Source organism: Pseudonocardia sp. 2-7 (genome assembly GCF_056341085.1).
Window position 1 is genome coordinate 4,540,670 of record NZ_CP094507.1, and the last position, 16,921, is coordinate 4,557,590.

Below are 16,921 nucleotides of genomic sequence, written 5' to 3' on the forward strand. Positions count from 1 at the left end.
GAGATCGTGTCGTGACCCGGTCGCGAACGGTGTCCGTGATCGGTCGGACACCGGCTGGAACCGGTACACCGGTCTCCGCGTAGCGAGTCTCACAGCTCCTGCAGCCGCTCACGCAGCCGGTCCAGAGTGCGGACCTGCGTCGCGCGCTCCCCCCACCGCGTCACCAGCCGCGGCCGCAGCTCGTCGAGTTCCTCGATCGCGCGGTCGGGCTCCCCCAGCCCGCCGAGCAGCTGCGCGATGAGGAAGCGCGCGTCGACGGCGTCGGGGGCGGAGACCGTGTCGGTCCGTCCGACCGCCAGCCGCAGGTGCGGGAGTGCGTCCTCGGCGCGGCCGAGTTCGGCGTAGGCGTAGCCGGCCTGGTAGGCGAGGTCGACCAGGACCTCCGGCGGGGTCGTCGTGAACCGGCGGTACTCCTGTGCGACGGCGACGAACAGGGGCGCGGCGCGGGCCGGCCGTCCCGCCTCGACCAGGGCCCCGGCGAGCATGTGCCGCAGCCGCAGGTGGAGGAACGGTCGGCCGACCGTGCGTGCGACCCCCTCGTCGAGCACCTCGACGGCCTGGTCCGGGCGGTCTGCGTCCAGGAGCGCGACCGCGCGGGCGACGAGGTCGTCGTACTCGGCGTCGCTCAGCGGCGGCAGCTCGTCGCGGTCCTCGGTGTCGGAGACCGGGGACAGCAGCGGGCTGCGGAACGGACGGAGCGGGTCCCGGCCGTCGGTGTCGACGGCGGGATCCCCGGCGGTGGCCGTGTGCGGGAGCAGCCCCGCGTACACCTGCGAGGCGGTGGGGCGCCGGGTCGGTTCCTTCGCGAGCATCGTCGCGACGAGCCGGGCGAGGTCCTCCGGGATCTCGGGGCGGCGCTCGCGCACCGCCGGTGCGGGGGTGCGGAGGTGGTGCACGCGCAGCGGCGTGTCGGCGGTTCCGTGGAACGGCAGGTCGCCGGTCAACATCTCCACCAGCAGACAGCCGAGCGAGTACACATCCGACGCGGCGGTGACGACGATACCGAGACACTGCTCGGGCGACATGTACGGCGGCGTGCCGATGGTGCGGTCGACCTGGGTGAGCCGGGGCAACGCACCCGCGCCGCGCAGGATCGCGATGCCGAAGTCGAGGAGCTTGACCAGGCCGCCGTCGACCAGCATGACGTTGGCGGGCTTGAGGTCGCGATGCACGACGTCGACCCGGTGTACGTCGGCAAGCACGGCGGCGAGCTGAGCGCCGATCGCCGCTGCCCAGGCGATCGTCGGCGGATCGGCGTCGAAGTCGGCGGCGTCGAGCACGGCTTCCAGCGTCGTCCCGTGCAGCAGTTGCATCACGACCCACAGCTCGTGGACGCCGTCCGGTCCCGGTTCGACGCCGGTGTCGTAGACCGCGGGGGCTCCGGCGAGTTCGAGTCGTGCGGTCGTGCGGATCTCGCGCAGGAACCGCTTGCGGTCCCGGTCGAGGTCCTCGGCGATCTCGGCTTCCTCCGGAGTCGTCGGCGGATTCGGCACCGACCGGGACTGGCGGAGCACCTTGATCGCGACGCGGCGGTCGAGTCGTTCGTCGTAGCCGTGGAAGACCTGGCCCATACCGCCGCGGCCGAGGATGCCGTCGACGCGGTAGCGACCGCCGAAGTACCTCGCACCGTCCGCCGTCACGGGCGCTCCGCGAGACCGTCACGCATGGTCGGGATCGTCCCGCCGGTGCTCGATCTCGGTCAATGCTCGGAGGTCGTCGGCTTCCTCGATCTCGGCCCGGCGGGCCTCTTCGACCCGGCGCCGTGCGTCGAACTGCGCGTAACGTTCGTCGGTGGCCGCCTTCGCCTGGGCGGCCGAGACCGAACCGCCTCCGTGCAGGAGCGGCCGCTCGTCGAAGTCGATGAACCGGTCGGTCTGGGTGATCCAGTCGGCCATGAGGATCTGCTGCCGCCGTCGGGTCCTGTCCTCCGCGTAGTCCAGGAACCGGGTCGTCAGCAGGTTGAGGTCCGACAGTTCCCGCTCGGTCAGGTAGTTCTTCGAGATCGTCACGTCGACCTTGCGGACACGGTCGCCGGACCACGACGTCAGTCCCATGTTCGCGGCACCCGGGTCGCACCGCTGCACCACGAGTTCGGCGGCGGTGTGCCGGGTGACGGCGTACACGAGCTTGTTCTGGATGGTCGCGAAGAACGTCCGGGTGGTCTCCGCACTCCCGTCGTAGTCCGCGCTCGACACCCGGAAGAGATCCTTGACCTTCTGGTAGAAGCGCTTCTCCGAGGCCCGGATCTCCCGGATGCGTTCGAGCAGCTCGTCGAAGTGATCGAACCCGCCGGGGTCCTTCAGGCGGGCGTCGTCGAGCACGAACCCCTTGACCAGGTAGTCGTGCAGGACGGTCGTCGCCCACTGACGGAACTGAACGGCGCGAGGAGTCGACACCCGGTAACCGACGGCCAGCACCATGTCGAGGTTGTAGACCTTGACCTGGCGCCTGACCTGCTTCGAACCTTCTCTTCGAACTCTCAACTCAGAGTTTAAAGTTGCCTCGGTCACCTCCCCGTCGTCGAGGACGCGAGCGATAATCTGGCCGATGTTCTGAACCGATGTGCCGTACAACTCGGCGATCTCGGCCTGGGCGAGCCACACCGTGCCGTCCGCTGCTCGCAGCTGCACCTGCGATCGGCCGTCGTCACTGCGGTAGACGACGATCTCCCCACCCGGCTCGATCACCCGCCGGTCTCCCGCTCCATCTCCGCGCGCAGCGCGGACAGCGCCTCGTCACGCGCCGGCTCCCGGATGATCCGGTAGGCGCGCTTGCGGGCCGCCTCCTTGATGGCCTTGGAGAACTGGTCGTTGTCGAAGTAGAGCTTCATGAAGTCGGTGTTGCGCTCGGCGTTCTCGGCGACGATGTCGTCGAGCCGGTCGTCGGCGACCTGGCCGAAGCGCTCCTCGTCGTTCATCAGGGCGATCTGCTGCATCCCGGTGTCGGCGACGAGGCCGAGGACCTGCTGGTAGACGAGCACCTGGTCGGACGTACCGAGTCCGAGCCCGAAGCGGTCGTTGAGTTCGGCGATGACCTCGGCGAGCGGCACCATCTCCGGTTCCCGTGCGGTGGCACCGTCGGCGGCATGTCCGCGCACGGTGTGGTCGCCGCCGTCGGACAGGGACACGTTGTGGGCGCCGGTGAACTCCAGCCGGAAGTGGGTCAGGTCGGAGTCGCCGATGTCGACGGTCACCACAGGCCGCCCGGGCAGGCGCAGCAGGAGCAGCCGGCCGTACTGGTAGAGCCGTTCGAGGTCGGGGTCGCCCCAGTCGATGACCTGGGCGAGCACGCTGTAGGCGTTGACGTAGCCCTGCAGGGCCTTGCGGAACAGCTCCTGCTCGTCGGTGTCGAGCGCGGCGAACCGGTCGAGCGCCGGGACGAGGTACCCGTGCAGCTTCGCGTGCAGCTTCTTCTCCGCCGCCGGCGCCTGCCGCCCGGGTGGGGCGCCGGCGAGCACCCGGACCAGGTTCTCCATCTCGGTGACGTCGAGCAGCCCGAAGTCCATCACCTCGCGCTGCTTGTCGTAGAGCAGGTTGGGATCGCCCTCGGTGGTCAACGTCCGTTCGAACCAGGGTGCGAACGATTCCTGGATCGCGTCGGCGGAGTTGGCGAAGTCGAGGATGCGGACGTCGTCCTGGGTCTTGAGCGGGTGGGTGCGGTTGAGCCGGGACAGCGTCTGCACCGCGGCGACACCGGTGAGCAGCTTGTCGACGTACATGCCACAGAGCAGCGGCTGGTCGAAGCCCGTCTGGTACTTGTCGGCGACGACGAGCAGCCGGTACTCCTCCTGGCCGCGCGCGGCGGCGTTCGGGTCGTCGGCCCGGGTATAGGCGAACCGCTCGGGCAGCCGGGCCTCCGGGAACCCGTTGAGCTGGGCCTCGGTGTACTCCAGTTCGGAGTCGGTGTCGGTCAGCTTCCCGGAGAACGCGACGAGCACCCCGATCTCCGGGCGATCGGCCACCTTCTGTACGAAGTGGACGATGGCCTGGTAGAGCGAGAGCGCCTCCTGACGACTGCCGGTCACCACCATCGCCTTAGCACGGCCGCCGAGGCGTGGGGCGACGGACTCCAGGAAGTCCTCGACGATCAGCTTCGCCTTCTGCTTCACCGCGGTGGGGTGCTGCTCGGCGAGCTTGACCAGCGCGGCCTTGGCCTTGCGCTCGTCGACGTCGGGGTTGGACGTTCCGGACTGCTGTTCGACGGCGGCGTTGCGCAGCCGCCACTTCGTCTCGTAGGTGAGGTAGTTGGCGAGGACATCGAGGATGTAGCCCTCCTCGATGGCCTGGCGCATCGAGTACACGTGGAACGGCTCGTAGACACCGGGCTCACCGGAGACGGGGTCGATCCCGCGCTCGTTCCAGGTGCCGAACGTCTTCAGCGTCGGTGACTTCGGGGTGGCGGTGAAGGCGAAGTACGACAGGTTCGGCTGCTTCCCCCGGGCGCGGGCGAGCGCAGCGACCGGGTCCTCGCCCTCCTCGGCGGTGGCGTTGGAGCCGAGCGCCTGCTTCAACCGGGTGGCGGCGTCACCGCTCTGGGAGGTGTGGGCCTCGTCGATGATGACGGCGAAGCGGCGGTCGCCGAGGTTGCCGTCGGCGAGCTTCTGCAGGACGAACGGATACTTCTGCAACGTCGAGATGACGATCTTCGACGACGAGTCGGTCAGCGCCTCGGCGAGCTGGGTCGCGTCGTCGTCGATCTTCCGGACGACGCCGGGGACGTGGTCGAACTGGTAGATCGTGCGCTGGAGCTGCCGGTCGAGCACGACCCGGTCGGTGATGACGACGGTCTTGTCGAACACCGGCCTGTTGTCAGCGCCGTGCAGGTTGGACAGCCGGTGCGCGAGCCAGGCGATGGTGTTCGACTTCCCCGAGCCCGCCGAGTGCTGGACCAGGTAGTTGTTCCCGGCGCCGTGGGCGCGGGCGTGGTCGATCATCGTGGTGACGGCGTGCCACTGGTGGTAGCGCGGGAAGATCCGGTCCGCGGTGTGCGGGTTGAGCCGCTTCCCGGTCGAGTCGGCGCCCTGTACGTGCACGAACCTCTGGATAATCTCCAGCCAGTTGTCGCGCTGCCAGATCTCGCGCCACAGATAGGCGACGGCGTACTCCCCCGCCGGCGGCCGCGGGTTGCCCGCCGACCCACTGATCCCGGGCCCGTTCGTGCCGATGTTGAACGGCAGGAACCGGGTGCTCCCGCCGGCTAGCCGGGTCGCAACCGCGGCCTGGTCGGGGTCGACGGCGAAGTGCACGAACGCACGCTTGGCGAACAGCAGTTCGCGCGGGTCGCGATCACGGTACTGGGCCTTCGCGTGCTCGATACCCTGACCGGTGTTGGGGTTCTTCAGCTCGATCGTCGCGGTGGGCAGGCCGTTGACCAGCAGGACGACGTCGACCGACAGCGTCGCCTGCTTCGTGCTGAAGTGCACCTGCCGGGCAACGGTCAACACGTTCGCCTCGTACTCGGCAAGCGCGTCCTTCGCGATGGTGTGGCCGGGGCGGAAGAAGCACAGCTCGATCTGGACGCCGCGGTCCTTCACGCCCTGGCGCAGCACGTCGAGCGTGCCCCGGGAGTCAATCTCCATCGCGACGCGCTCGGCGAACTTGCGCTGCGCGGTGTCCTGATCGCCGCCGTAGAGGTCGACGAGCCGGTTCCAGGCCTTGATCTGGGTGGAGGCGATGAACTCGAACAACGCGCCGGTGTCGAGGCCGAGGTCGGGGCGGTAGAAACCCTTCGACGCCTGGGACCAGCCGGCGTAGGTGGTCAGCTCGTGTTCGGCGGCGTTCTCGAACGCCAGCTCGGTGTGGGCGCCGGGGTTCATACGTCGACACCTCGCGCGGTCGTTACGTCGATCCGACCAGTCACAGCGGCCGCAATTAACGAATTCCGCCGCTCCCCGATCAGCTTACAGAAATCTTCAATTCTTGTCTTTGCAATCCTGCCGGATAAGATGTCGACGCCGATCTCTCGCTGCCTTGTGATCGGAATTTCCGGCACTGGAATACCCGCGAATTTCTCCCAGTTTCTAAAGTCGACCGCGCGCTCGCGGGTGCTTGTCGCGAATAGCTCCAGATATCCATCTAGAGCAAGCAGACGCAGAAGGCGTCCATAGAAGGCAGGATCTCCGCCGTCAACGGGTAGGCAAACATGATTTACGGGACTGCAGTTTCCGGCCGCCTCTGCATCGCCAATCGCGCCAGAGAATCCGTCAAGCCCATGCACAACGACGTCCCCCACCTCCACACCCTGACCTTGAGGTGCTGTCGACGACGAGACGGTGTACCCATCTAGCCTGCGAAGGCTGCGGGCAGTGACCTGACCATCACGGAACGCCGTAACAACCTCGGCGGTGTCTTTGGTCTTGCGATTCAGCTTACGAAGAACACGTCGAATCGGCACACATTTGAAACCATCAGCCCCCGTTAGACGGCTCCGCCCGACGAGATTCATGATCGAGGAATCGACACGTTCATCGCTCACCGTCTGCAAGCTCCGCGACTTCCGAGCGATGTCGTCCATCCTCCCGCAGCCGACATCAAGATAATCTGCTATGGCTCGCTGCTCCTCAAGCGAGGGAAGCGCAACGGGAGCTACTGCGAAACGGTCTCTAGACAGTTCGATCTGATTGGTTGAACCAACCACCATTGAACTCAGAAGACCCTGCAAGGGGGCCGACTCCAGCCAATAATAGAGAAACCGCGGAAGAACTCGTTCCGGATTTGGTCGAACTACTGTCACATGACTGTCGGCGACGTAAAACGATCCCCTCGGCAGCGATTCACAGTAGGCCACTCGACCAAGCGTTCCTGTGCCCGTTGAATTGACAAGAACGTCGCCGAGAAGGAGGCTCCCCTTCTCTGAATCCAGTGGAGAGTAGGCCTGACCATGAGGCCGCGCCTGCTCCCAGCTAACGCGCCCATGACGAACGGCAGTCTGCCCCACAACCCTTATAGGGCTATGGTCTACGTAGTTGGGCGTCAGACCCCTGCGAATCTGGGATGCAACCACTTTTAGTGGAACAATCTCCCACGAACTGGGGATTGACAGTTGCAAGTCAAGCACCCCGTGCCACCTTTTGGAGCAAGCTCTGAATTTGACTTTCGAGTGTTGTCAACTCCCGATCGATCTCGACAATCGATCGAGGAGGAGAGTATCTATAGAAGTGCTGCATGAGCGGAATATCGTAGCCGATCTTCGTTCTTGAGTGGTCGATCCAAGCATCCGGAAAATAGCGAATCAGTTCCCGGTCAAGGTATCTTTCGACATCTTCACCTAACGGAACGTTCTCGTAATCCCGCAGATCCGGATCCGGGACTCGCTCTCCCTTTACGAGCTGGTACTCCCCCTCCGGATCCGAGACCCCGACCGCACCCCAGATCGCCTTGAGCACCGACTGCGTGCTCGGCCAGAGCACCCCGGTCCCGGCGAGGATGTCCCGCAGACCGATCCCGGCCTCCTTCTTCGTCGCCCACACCGTCCCGACGTGATCGCGCAGCGCCTCAATGAACGCGTCCCGGTCCGCCCACTTCGCGAGCGGCTTGGCGTACTCCAGCGCAACGAGCGTGTCCTCGGTGATCTCGAACCGTTGCCGTAGCGGCCGCTCCACGGTGATCCGCTGGTACCCGAACTCACGGGTCCCGAAGATCTTCACCTTCGCATGGTCGGGGTGCTCCGGATCGGCGGCGACGTCGACGGCCTTGTCGTACAGCTCGGTGATGTGCTTGATCTGGTCGGCACTGATCTCTTTGCGCTTGTCCCCCAGGGACTTGCGCATCTTCACCCACTGGTCGCGGGCGTCGAGCAGGATGACCTTGTCCTTCAGCGCCGGTCGCTTGCGGTTGGACAGTATCCAGAAGTAGGTGGAGATCCCGGTGTTGTAGAAGAGCTGGTCGGGCAGCGCGACGATGCCTTCGAGCAGGTCGCTCTCCAGAATCCACTGCCGGATCCGCGACTCCCCGGACCCGGCGGCGCCGGTGAACAGCGGGGACCCGTTGAACACGATCGCCAGCCGGGAGCCCTTGCCGTCCGCGGGCTCCATCTTCGAGATCATGTGCTGCAGGAACAGGAACGAGCCGTCGTTGATCCGGGGAAGCCCCGCACCGAAGCGGCCGGCGAAGCCGAGTTCGGCCTCGTTCTCGACGTCGTCCTTGACCTTCTTCCACTCCACGCCGAACGGCGGGTTCGCCAGCATGTAGTCGAACTTCCGGTCCGCGAACGCGGGCTGGGAGAACGTGTTCGCCAGGTCGATGCGGCCCGGACGATCGCTCATGAGCATGTCGGCCTGCCCGATCGCCCACGACTCGGGATTGACCTCCTGGCCGAAGAGGTAGACCTCGGCGCGCGTGTTCATCGAGCGGATCGCCTCGTCCGCGGCAGTCAGCATCCCGCCGGTCCCGCAGGCCGGGTCCAGGATGTTGATCACCTGGCCCTCCTCGCTGATCCGGTCGTCCGGGGCGAACAGCAGGTTCACCATCAGCTTGATGACCTCGCGCGGGGTGAAGTGCTCACCGGCCGTCTCGTTCGAGTCCTCCGCGAACTTGCGGATGAGGTGCTCGAAGACGTACCCCATCTCGTGGCTGTCGAGCTTCTCCAGGCCGTGGAACTCGTTGAACTTCGCGACGACCTGGTAGAGCAGCTTGTTCTCGGCGAGCTTGGTGATCTTGTTGTCGAAGTCGAACGCGGCCAGGATCTGCCGGATGTTCTCGGAGAACCCGTTGACGTAGTCGCGGACGTTCTTCGCGACCCCGGTCGCGTCACCGGACATCGTCGTGAAGTCCTGCTGCGAGACGTTGTAGTACGGCAACCCGGACGCCCGCACCAGCAGCGGCTGCTTGTTGCGCATGTCCCCGAGCTGCGCGTCGCGCTCGCGGACCTTCACCCGGGTCGGGGCCAACTGCGCATCGAGGCGGCGCAGCAGCGTGAACGGCAGGATCACCCCGCCGTACTCGTGGCGCTTGTAATCACCACGCAGCAGATCGGCCACCTTCCAGATGGCGCCCGGCATGTCGGTGAAGGTGAGTCCGGAGGTCACGGGGTCTCGCTTTCGCTCGGTTCGGTGACGATGGTCTCGCGGTCGGTGATGGCGGCGGGCAGCAGGGCTCCGGCGGTCAGGCCGTGCAGGGTCTGCTCCAGCACCCCCTGCCCGAGACCGGCCAGTGCGGCCATGGCGGCCTGCAGGTCGACGACGTGGCGGAAGTGCGCGCCGTAGCGGCGCTGCTCGGCCGACGGCATCCGGGGGATCCGACACCGGCGCAGGTCGTCGCGGCTGATCGCGCCGTGGGTGTTGGACACCGTGAGTGCGGCGACCTCGGCCCGCAGGAACAGCGCGAGGAAGTGCGCGTCGAGCTTCCCGGGCGCGATCTCCACGACCTGGGCGACGCCGCGGTCGTCGTCGGCCGTGCCGGTCGCGACGACCGGTGGGCGCCCGAGAACCCGCAGCAGCACGTCCCCGGCCCGCGGCGTGGTGTCCCGCGCGCGGACGCGTAGTGCCCCGGCCCGTTCGAGTTCGGCGATCGTGACCGTCGACCGCTCCCGGCTCCCGGGGGAACCCACGGGGTCGGGGATCGCGTCGCTCACACCGACGAATGCGGCACGCAGTCGTCGCACGATGTCGGTGAACTCGTCGGCGGGTCCGATCCCGACGTCGTCGACGTAGCGGCGCGGCGACAGGTCGACACCGTCATCGAGCAGGTCCAGCCGCGGGACCATTCGGACCCGCTCCGGGCCCGCATCGGCGATCAGGTGCTCCCACCCGCGGTCGTCGGTCGGCAGATCGGCCGGCTCGGCGAGGTGGTCGAGCGCAACCATCCGGACCGGACGGTCATCGACCGGGGGCCGACGCAGGACCCAGAGGTGCAGCATCGACCCGGTCGCACCGGTCAAGGTCGCCGGGAGCGCGACCACGGTCCGCAACGTCCCACTCCGGACCAGCTCGGCGCGGAGATCGCGCCCCGAGCCCAGGGCTGCGATCGTCGGAGGGACCGCGACCACGGCCGTCCCCCGGGGGCGCAGCAGGGACAGGGCGTAGCCGATCCAGCCGAGGTCGTGCCGCGGCGCGTCGTCCCGATCGTCGGTCGGCCGTGGAGCGGGTCGGGTCAGCGCCGGTCCCAGACAGAGGACACCGGCAGCCCGGCCCCGGTACGGGGCGAGCCGGTCGTCGCCACCGCGCTCGGCGGACAGGACCGCATAGGGCGGGGCGTGCGGGTGGGAGCGGAGCCGCTCGGCCGCCGTCCGCGCCACCGCCTCGTCGCCCTCATGGCCTACCAGCAGGGCATGGTCGCCGAAGCGGTCCGCGACGGCCGAGAGCAGCACCCCGCCGGCACACGACGGGTCCAGTACGACAGGGGGCTCGCCGGAGTCAGGGGTGCCACCTGCTCCGGGGTCACCGAGATCGTCGGGGAACGGGAGGAGCGCGGCCATCGTCCGTGCCAGCAGCTCGTGGTCACCGAGTCCGTCCACGGCCCGTTCCTGGGGGACGACGGCGACCCCCGCGATCGAACCGGCCACGACGCCGTCGAGCCGCTGAGTGCCGGTGTCGGTCTGCCCGGCGACGGCGAGCTGGTCGGCCTTGCCCGTCGCCCGCAACCACCGCAACACCTCCGGCCAGGAGTACAACCCGCCCCGGGGGCGGGGGAAGTCGGGGTACCGCTTCCGCCAGTTGGACACGGCAGCTCTGCCCACTCCGGCCCGGCGCGCGATGGCGGCGGCCGTGACGAGATCGTCCGTGTCGGTGCTCACGAACGAGACAGTAGCGTTCACAACATCACGAATCAAGTTTGTGAACACAGTGGCGAGCGCACACAAATGCCCTTACGGTTGCGCCACGTCCACCGTCAGGAGGCCAACCGTGCGCCACCACCGTCTCGCCCTCGCCGCCGAACGCGCGCTCTGCTCCCCGGTCGTCCGGGAGAGGTCCTGCGGAAAGCGCCGCTTCCGTGATCGGATCGCCGCCGACCTGGCCCTCGCCCGGATCCGCTGCTCGGGCGCCGCCCGGCACCGCGACCCGGTCCGCTCCTACGCCTGCCCGACCTGCGACGGTTGGCACCTGACCTCCCGCCGGACGTGGACCACCGTGCCCGTGCCCCGTCGCCCACGGGAGACCTGACATGACCTACGGACCCGACGAGCAGCGCACCCCGGTCGCCCCGCCGGACCCCCTGGAGATCGCGGCGGACCTGCCCGGCGGCCGGTGGTCGGCCGACGCCGACGCCGCTGTCGCGGCCGCGACGGACCTGCTGGACGTCCTCACCGGCACCGTCGTCGCCGACCTCGAAGCCGAGCGGTCCACCACGAACCCGGATCCGGTGCGCCTCGACGCGCTCCGGGCGGAGCTGGAGCACTACGCCGCCGAGCGACAGCGGCTGTCCCTGCGGGACCCCCGCCACGTCGAGCAGGTCCGGCGCCACTACGGCCCGATCGTCCGACAGCGGTCGGCCGAGCACCGGGACGACGCCCGGGACGGACACCCCGGACCGTCCTGACACCCCGACGGCGGCGGTGTCCCACGACCTCCGGTCCGCACCGTCGGCCGTCGCCGGGGACGGCCGGCACGGGTGGGGACGGCGTTCCGGGTCTCCGAACGGGAACGGCGGCGCCCCCGGACGATCCCGGGGACACCGCCGTCGTCGGGCAGGGTGGGGTGTCAGTCGGAGGACGTCGCCTGGGCGGGCAGGTCGCCGCGCTCGCGGCGGCCGAGGATCGAGTTCTTGCGCGAGTACGCGAAGTACACGATCACGCCGATGATCATCCAGATGATGAACCGCAGCCAGGTCTCGACCGACAGGTTCAGCATCAGCCAGACGCAGGCGAGCACGGCCAGGATCGGCACGAGCGGCACCAGCGGGGTGCGGAAGCCGCGGGGCAGCTCCGGCCGGGTCCGGCGCAGGACCACCACGCCGATCGAGACCAGCACGAACGCGAAGAGCGTGCCGATGTTGACCATCTGCTCGAGGTCCTGGGCCGGGAAGAACGTCGCGACCAGGGCGATAACGACGCCGATCAGCCAGGTGGCACGGCCCGGGGTGCCGAAGCGGTTGGTCCTCGCCAGCGCGGTCGGCAGCAGCCCGTCGCGCGACATCGCGAAGATGACGCGGATCTGGCCGAGCATCAGCACCATGACGACCGTGGTGAGGCCGAGCAGCGCGCCGACGGCGATGATCGTCGCCGCCCAGTTGATGCCGAGCGAGGCGAACGCCGTGGCCAGGGTGGCGCGGGTGCCGTCGGGCTTCGTGGCCAGGTCGGTGTAGGGCACCATGCCGGTGATCACCAGCGCGACCGCGACGTAGAGCACGGTCACGATGGCGAGCGAGCCGAGGATGCCGCGCGGCAGCGCCTTCGACGGGTTCTTGGTCTCCTCCGCGGTGGTCGCGACGGCGTCGAAGCCGATGAAGGCGAAGAACACGATCGCGGCGGCGGCGAACACGCCGTAGACCCCGAACACGCTCGACGAGGCGCCCCCGAAGAACGACAGCAGTGACTGCTGGATGCCGGTGCCGGTCTCGACGGTGCCGGGCGTGGGCTCCGGGACGAACGGGGTGTAGTTCGCCGCGTTGATGAAGAAGGCGCCCAGGATGATCACGAACAGCACGATCGCGACCTTGATCGTGGTGATCACCAGGCTGACCCGGCTGGACAGCTTCGTGCCGCGGTAGAGCAGGAACGCCAGGACGACGACGAGCAGCAGCGCACCCCAGTCGAAGGAGAAGAAGCTCCCCAGCTCGAACGAGGTCGAGACCTCGACGCCGATCAGGCCGAGGGTCTGGGCGAGGTACTCCGACCAGCCCTTCGACACGTAGGCCGAGCCGACCGCGAACTCCAGGACCAGGTCCCAGCCGATGATCCAGGCGATGAACTCGCCCAGGGTGGCGTAGGAGAAGGTGTAGGCGCTGCCGGCGACCGGCACCGTCGAGGCGAACTCCGCGTAGCAGAGGGCCGCCAGACCGCACGCCACCGCGGCCAGCACGAACGACAGCGACACCGCGGGACCCGCGATGTTGCCGGCCGTGCTGGCCGCGAGGGTGAAGATGCCGGCGCCGATGACCACCGCGACCCCGAAGACGATCAGGTCGATCGTCCCCAGGTCCTTCTTCAGCCGGGTGTCCGGTTCGTCGGTGTCCCGGATGGATTGCTCGACCGTCTTGGTGCGGAACATGCCGCCACCACGGCTCGTGACCGTCATGGGCGGTGAAACTACGTCCGCGATGCGGTCTGCGTCACGCCATGCAACGCGGATTTGAGGTCACGATGCGGTTGCGCAAGGACACGTCCGGCCTCAGACGGTCCCGCGCTCCAGTCCGTGGGCCTGCGCGACCTCCTCGGAGAGCAGCACGCCGTGATGGGTCGACAGGCCCGCGGCGAGGTGCGGGTCGGCCTCGGTCGCGGCCCGCCAGCCCTGGTCGGCCAGGCGCAGCACGTGGGGCAGCGTCGCGTTGGTGAGGGCGCGGGTCGAGGTGTGCGGCACCGCACCGGGCATGTTCGCGACGCAGTAGAAGACGGTGTCGTGCACCCGGTAGGTCGGGTCGGCGTGGGTGGTGGGCCGCGAGTCCTCGAAGCATCCGCCCTGGTCGATCGCGATGTCGACGAGGACGGCGCCGGGCCGCATCTGCGAGACGAGCTCGTTCGACACCAGGGTGGGCGCCTTGGCCCCGGGCAGCAGGACCGCCCCGATCACCAGGTCGGCGGTGGTCACCGCCTCGCGCACGGACAGCGCGGTGGAGTACTGGGTGCGCACGGCTCCGGCGTACTGCTCGTCGATCACGCGGAGCTTGTCCACGTCGACGTCGAGCACCGTCAGCTTCGCGCGCATGCCGGCGGCGATGGCGATGGCGTTCGCCCCCGCGACCCCGGCACCGAGCACGACGACGTCGGCGCCCGGCGCGCCCGGGACGCCGCCCAGGAGCATGCCGCGCCCGCCCGCCGAGCGCATGAGGTGGTAGCCGCCGGCCTGCGGGGCGAGCCGGCCCGCGACCTCGCTCATCGGGGCGAGCAGCGGCAGCCGGCCGCGGGAGTCGGTGACGGTCTCGTAGGCGATGGAGGTCGTCCCCGCCGACAGCAGCGCGTCGGTGCACGCGCGGGACGCGGCCAGGTGCAGGTAGGTGAACAGCGTCAGGTCCGGGCGCAGGTGGCCGTACTCCGAGGAGATCGGCTCCTTCACCTTGAGCAGCAGCTCGGCCGAGCCCCACACCTCGGCGGCGTCGGACGCGATCTGCGCCCCGGCCTCCTTGAAGTCGGCGTCGGAGATCGCGGACCCGGCGCCGGCGTCGTGCTCGACGACGACCTCGTGCCCCCGCCCGACGAGCTCGTGCACCCCGGCGGGCGTGAGCGCCACCCGGAACTCGTTGTCCTTGGTCTCCTTCGGCACTGCGACGCGCATGTCGCTCTCCTCCACTCGGCCCGCCAACTGCGTCAATGGTGAAGAAACATCGATAGGCTGCCAACAGAACTGAACAAGATTCTCGGAGGGTTCTCATGAGCGATGATTCTTCGGAACCGCGGCGGATCAGGCCGTCACCGTCGAACCCTGTTCGGCTCGACGGGGTCGACCGGGCCCTGCTGCGCCAGCTGGAGCGGGATGCCCGCACACCGAACAACTCACTCGCCGCGGGCGCGGGGATCGCGCCGTCGACGTGCCTCGGCCGCATCCGGGCGCTGCGCGAGCACGGGGTGATCCGCGGCTACCACGCCGACGTCGACCCGGCGGCGACCGGCCACCCCCTGCAGGCCATGATCTCGGTCCGCCTGCAGTCCGACGCCCGCGACCGGCTCGCCGAGTTCGTGACCCGGGTGTCCCGCCGCCCCGAGGTGCGCGACGTCTACTTCCTCGCCGGCGACGACGACTACATGATCCGGGTCGCGACCGCCGACACCGTGGCACTGCGTGACCTGGTCGGGACGCTCAACGCCTGGGCGGAGGTCGCAGGCACCCGGACATCGCTGATCTTCGAGCACCACCGGGCACCCGACACCTACTGAGCCCCGTCGTAGCCGTGGCGGAGCAGGGCGAACGCCGCGTCGAGGTGCTCGCGGGCCCGGCCCGCCTGCTCGCGCAGCAGCGGCGGGATCCCGACGACGACGTGCGCGAGCACCCGGTCCGCGGGCGCCGGCTCGGCGCGCCCGGCGTCCGCCGCGAGTGCCGCGGCCAGCGCCGCCTCGTGCCGGGCCCACATCCGGCGCGCGTGGTCGCGCAGGCTCGGCGCCGCGTCGGTCAGCTCGCGGAACCGCTCCAGCTCGGCCGCCGACGGCCGTCGCGCGGCGGGCGGGCCGTCGACCCGCGCGAGCAGCCAGGCGTACAGCCCGTCGACGACATCGGTGCCCGGCGCGCGGTCGCGCACCGCGGCCACCAGCTCGGACTCCTGCTCGGTGTCCTCGTCGAACAGCAACGCCTCCTTGCTGCCGAAGTGCTTGAACAGCGTGGTGACCGAGACGTCCGCGGCCTCGGCGATCTCGGCGACGGTCACCTCGTCGAAGCCCCGGTCGAGGAACAGGCGCAGTGCGGCGTCCGCGATGCCCTGGCGGGTGGCGGCCTTCTTGCGTTCGCGGCGTCCGGGCGTGGTCACGGCGACAGATTAGCGCAGTCACTCTGAAAGTGTAGTCACTACACTTTTCAATCGACTTCACCTACAGTCGTGGCCGACCCACTCGCACTCCCCCACCCGGAGGCCACCATGACCACCCCACCGCGCGTCCTCGTCACCGGAGCCGGACTCGGCGGACTGACCCTCGCCCGCGTCCTGCAGCGCTACGGCATCGCCGTCACCGTGCTCGAACGCGAGGCCGACATCACCACCCGCGACCAGGGCGGCACCCTGGACATGCAGCGCGACAGCGGCCAGGTCGCGCTGACTTCCGCCGGGCTGCTGGAGGAGTTCCTGCGCGTGTCCCGGCCCGAGGGCCAGGACATGCGGATGCTCGCCCCGGACGGCTCGGTCCTGCTCGACGAGCGGGCCGCCCCCGGCGAGCTGTTCAACCCCGAGATCGACCGCGGTGACCTGCGTGCGCTGCTGCTCGGGTCCCTGGCCCCCGGCACCGTGCGCTGGGGCACGCGGCTGGACCGTGTCGAGCACCGTGACGACGGCGGGCTCGACGCCGTGCTCGCCGGACCACCCGACGGCACCGGCCCGGCACGCGGGAGCACCTCACGGCCGACCTCGTCGTCGGGGCGGACGGGGCACGCTCGCGGGTGCGACCCCTGCTGTCGGCGGCGACGCCGTCCTACACCGGGGTGAGCTTCGTCGAGCTGCGGGTCACGCCCGCGTCGTTCCCGGGCCTGGAGGCGCTCGTCGGACGTGGGGGATGACCACCCGCACCACCGGGCGGGCCCTGTTCTGCCAGCGGCTCGGCGACGGCTCGGCCCGCGTCTACGCCGGGTTCCGCCGTCCGCCCGGCTGGGCCGCCGTGCACGGCCTCACCACCACCGCCGGGGTGCTCGACGACCCGGCCGCGGCCCGCGCCGTGCTGCTCACCGCGTTCGCGGGGTTCGCCCCCGAGCTGCGCGAGCTGATCGTCCGGGCCGACGACCGGATCATCGAGCGGCCGCTGGAGATGCTGCCCGTCGGGCACCGCTGGGACCCGGTCCCGGGGGTCACGCTCATCGGCGACGCGGCGCACCTGATGTCGCCGTTCTCCGGGCAGGGAGCCAACTCGGCCATGCTCGACGCCGCCGACCTGGCCCGCGAGGTCGCGGCGACCCCGCACGACCTCGCCGGCGCGGTCGCCCGCTACGAGGCGACGATGTTCCCGCGGGCGGAGCACAACGCCGCCGGCGCGGCGCAGGGGCTGGAGCGCTTCTTCTCGGCGGAGGCGGCCGCCGACCCGGTCGCGGTGTTCGCCGAGGCGATGGCCGAGGTCGGCGCGGCCGGGGCGCACGGCGACGCCGGAGGGACCGGCCCCGCCGCGGCCCGCCGCACCGGTTGAGCCGGAGCGCGGTGGC

The 16,921-nt window shown here is 69.4% G+C and carries 13 protein-coding genes and 3 pseudogenes; 6 read left to right on the top strand and 10 right to left on the bottom strand.

Going from position 1 to position 16,921, the window contains the following annotated elements:
• Positions 1 to 89: 89 nt before the first annotated feature.
• From MTO91_RS21780 to MTO91_RS21810, 7 genes and pseudogenes are all read right to left on the bottom strand, one after another.
• Entirely contained in the window at positions 90 to 1,640 is a 1,551-nt protein-coding gene (locus tag MTO91_RS21780; RefSeq protein ID WP_476652548.1) for a protein kinase domain-containing protein, read from the bottom strand.
• Between the two features lie 18 nt (positions 1,641 to 1,658).
• Entirely contained in the window at positions 1,659 to 2,687 is a 1,029-nt protein-coding gene (rhuM, locus tag MTO91_RS21785; RefSeq protein WP_476652550.1) for a RhuM family protein, read from the bottom strand.
• Positions 2,684 to 5,815: a type I restriction endonuclease subunit R gene (locus MTO91_RS21790; RefSeq protein WP_476652552.1), complete on the bottom strand. Its 3,132-nt coding sequence runs from the start codon at positions 5,813 to 5,815 to the stop codon at positions 2,684 to 2,686. The genes rhuM and MTO91_RS21790 overlap by 4 nt, the downstream gene beginning before the upstream one ends.
• A complete protein-coding gene (locus MTO91_RS21795) occupies positions 5,812 to 6,474 on the bottom strand; it encodes a restriction endonuclease subunit S (RefSeq protein ID WP_476654995.1) in 663 nt (220 codons plus the stop codon). The genes MTO91_RS21790 and MTO91_RS21795 overlap by 4 nt, the downstream gene beginning before the upstream one ends.
• A 66-nt stretch (positions 6,475 to 6,540) precedes the next feature.
• Positions 6,541 to 7,056, bottom strand: a pseudogene (locus MTO91_RS21800) (restriction endonuclease subunit S); the annotation flags it as partial.
• On the bottom strand, positions 7,049 to 9,025 hold the full coding sequence (locus MTO91_RS21805) for a type I restriction-modification system subunit M (RefSeq protein WP_476652553.1): 1,977 nt from the start codon (positions 9,023 to 9,025) through the stop codon (positions 7,049 to 7,051). The pseudogene MTO91_RS21800 and the gene MTO91_RS21805, both read right to left, overlap by 8 nt.
• On the bottom strand, positions 9,022 to 10,731 hold the full coding sequence (locus MTO91_RS21810) for a hypothetical protein (RefSeq protein ID WP_476652555.1): 1,710 nt from the start codon (positions 10,729 to 10,731) through the stop codon (positions 9,022 to 9,024). Before MTO91_RS21810 ends, MTO91_RS21805 begins: the two co-directional genes overlap by 4 nt.
• Before the next feature lie 109 nt (positions 10,732 to 10,840).
• On the opposite strand from MTO91_RS21810, the gene MTO91_RS21815 reads away from it, so the two are divergent.
• On the top strand, positions 10,841 to 11,098 hold the full coding sequence (locus tag MTO91_RS21815) for a hypothetical protein (RefSeq protein ID WP_476652557.1): 258 nt from the start codon (positions 10,841 to 10,843) through the stop codon (positions 11,096 to 11,098).
• 1 nt (position 11,099) lies between these two features.
• Complete coding sequence (locus MTO91_RS21820; RefSeq protein WP_476652558.1) at positions 11,100 to 11,474, top strand: hypothetical protein; 375 nt, start codon at positions 11,100 to 11,102, stop codon at positions 11,472 to 11,474.
• A 161-nt stretch (positions 11,475 to 11,635) separates the two neighbouring features.
• Here the strand turns inward: MTO91_RS21820 and MTO91_RS21825 are convergent, their stop codons facing one another.
• Entirely contained in the window at positions 11,636 to 13,171 is a 1,536-nt protein-coding gene (locus tag MTO91_RS21825; protein WP_476652559.1) for an amino acid permease, read from the bottom strand.
• Positions 13,172 to 13,264: 93 nt separating this feature from the next.
• On the bottom strand, positions 13,265 to 14,365 hold the full coding sequence (gene ald / locus MTO91_RS21830; protein ID WP_476652561.1) for an alanine dehydrogenase: 1,101 nt from the start codon (positions 14,363 to 14,365) through the stop codon (positions 13,265 to 13,267).
• A gap of 95 nt (positions 14,366 to 14,460) precedes the next feature.
• On the opposite strand from ald, the gene MTO91_RS21835 reads away from it, so the two are divergent.
• Positions 14,461 to 14,964: an Lrp/AsnC family transcriptional regulator gene (locus tag MTO91_RS21835; RefSeq protein WP_476652562.1), complete on the top strand. Its 504-nt coding sequence runs from the start codon at positions 14,461 to 14,463 to the stop codon at positions 14,962 to 14,964.
• Here MTO91_RS21835 and MTO91_RS21840 read toward each other — a convergent pair.
• Positions 14,958 to 15,548, bottom strand: a complete 591-nt coding sequence (locus tag MTO91_RS21840) for a TetR/AcrR family transcriptional regulator (protein ID WP_253068343.1) — start codon at positions 15,546 to 15,548, stop codon at positions 14,958 to 14,960. The two genes, MTO91_RS21835 and MTO91_RS21840, sit on opposite strands and share 7 nt — an antisense overlap.
• 108 nt (positions 15,549 to 15,656) lie before the next feature.
• On the opposite strand from MTO91_RS21840, the pseudogene MTO91_RS21845 reads away from it, so the two are divergent.
• The 3 genes and pseudogenes from MTO91_RS21845 to MTO91_RS21855 all read left to right on the top strand — a co-directional run.
• Positions 15,657 to 15,821: pseudogene (locus tag MTO91_RS21845) on the top strand (FAD-dependent oxidoreductase); the annotation flags it as partial.
• A 329-nt stretch (positions 15,822 to 16,150) separates the two neighbouring features.
• Positions 16,151 to 16,288 (top strand): annotated as a pseudogene (locus tag MTO91_RS21850) (FAD-dependent monooxygenase); the annotation flags it as partial.
• Positions 16,285 to 16,905 (top strand): FAD-dependent oxidoreductase, encoded by a 621-nt coding sequence (locus MTO91_RS21855; protein ID WP_476652563.1) that lies wholly within the window; start codon positions 16,285 to 16,287, stop codon positions 16,903 to 16,905. The pseudogene MTO91_RS21850 and the gene MTO91_RS21855, both read left to right, overlap by 4 nt.
• Positions 16,906 to 16,921: the final 16 nt, after the last annotated feature.